Here is a 1,597-nt window from a genome sequence, read left to right as displayed (position 1 = left end):
AGGCCGCGCGCTCCGGGGATGCTGCCCGCGATGGTGCGCGGCCGCTGGCCGGACGGGCCCGCGCCGGACGACGCGCCCGCCGGGATGGCGACGGGGATGTTCGTCGTCGGTGCGCTCATGCGGTGTCCTCGTGCTCGTTCGCGCTGGGGTCGTCCAGGTCGTTCAGGTGGTTCACGTCGTTCGGGTCGTTCGGGCCGTCCTGTGCCTCAGAGACTGCCTCACGGGTGGCTGCCGAACCATCAGGGTCTGCCCTGACCTCCGCCGGATCCTGCGGCCGACCCACGGCCTCCTCGTCGGTTGCGTCGGTTGCGTCGGTTGCGTCGGTTGCGTCGGGGGCGTCGAGGTGGTCGGGCTGCTCGGGCTCGTCGGGCTGCTCGGTGAAGTCGTCTCCGGTGAGTAGACGCAGGTCGTCGCGACTCGGCTCCTTCGCGTCCTTGAGCCGCCACGCGTGGCGCCCGACGGCGTGCTCGAAGAGGTTGCGCGAGAAGCGGCCGTTGCCGAAGGCCGGCGTGCGCGGCGTCGCCTCGAGCTGGTGTCGGACGCGGCGGCGGGCGTCGTCGGTCAGCTCGTAGTCGCTCGCGGTCGCGATGGAGTCGAGGATCGCGAGCAGCTCGTCGTCGGAGTAGTCGTCGAACTCGATCGTCGTCGTGAACCGGCTGGCGAGGCCGGGGTTCTGGGCGATGAAGCCGACCATGGGCTCGGGGTAGCCCGCGACGATGACGACGAGGTCCTCGCGGTGGTCCTCCATCTCCTTGACGAGGGTGTTGACCGCCTCCTGGGCGTACTGGTCGCCCGTGAGGCCGTACGCCTCGTCGATGAAGAGCACGCCGCCGACGGCGTTGGCGACGACCTCGGCCGTCTTCATCGCCGTCTGGCCGACGTAGCCCGCGACGAGCTCGCTGCGGTCGACCTCGACGAGCTGGCCCTTCGGGAGCAGGCCGAGGGCCCGGTAGATGCCGCCGACGAGCCGGGCGACAGTGGTCTTCCCGGTGCCGGGGTTGCCGACGAAGATGAGGTGGCGGCTCATCTTGGGAGCCTTGAGGCCGGCCTCGGTGCGCATCCTCTCGACGGAGAGCAGCGCGACCTGCCGGTGGATCTCCTTCTTGACCCGCGCCAGTCCGATCATCGCCTCGAGCTCGGCGAGCAGCTCCTCGACGGACTTCTCGGGCTCTGTCGGCTCCGCGGGCGGCTCGGTGGCCTGGCTCTGCTCGGCCTGTGCCGCGGTGGGCGCCCCGGTGGGGCCCGTCTCCTGCGGGCGTATGCCGTCACCGACCTCTGGGGTGGCGCCGCCCTGCCCGGCGGCCGGGTCAGCCGGTGACGACGGCACGCGGGCCAGTCCCCACGAGCGGAGCACGGCATCGGTGCCCGGCCCCTCGGGGAGCGGGGGGAGGATGCCCGACCACGACGGGGCCGACCCGAGGTCGTCCGACCCGGCTTGTCCGGCCGGTCCGGACTGGACCGGGGTGCCGGGTGCGCCCGGGCGCACGGCGGCGAGGTAGGTGGCCGAGGTTGCCGTGGCCTTGGCGATGGCGTCGATCGGGGCGGTGCCGAGCATGACGGCGGACGACGCGACCTCCGTCAGCGCCTCGGCGTACTC

Annotated in this window: 1 protein-coding gene; it reads right to left on the bottom strand. The window is 72.6% G+C overall.

All coding sequences use genetic code 11. The features are described from left to right. Positions 1 to 115: 115 nt before the first annotated feature. Positions 116 to 1,597: AAA family ATPase (locus AC1DP0_RS21720; protein ID WP_478088626.1), on the bottom strand; the 1,482-nt coding region annotated here is incomplete at its 5' end.

The organism is Terrabacter sp. P5_B1, assembly GCF_056400505.1.
The sequence above is the reverse complement of the archived record's forward strand: the minus strand, read 5'-3'. Positions and strand labels throughout refer to the sequence as shown.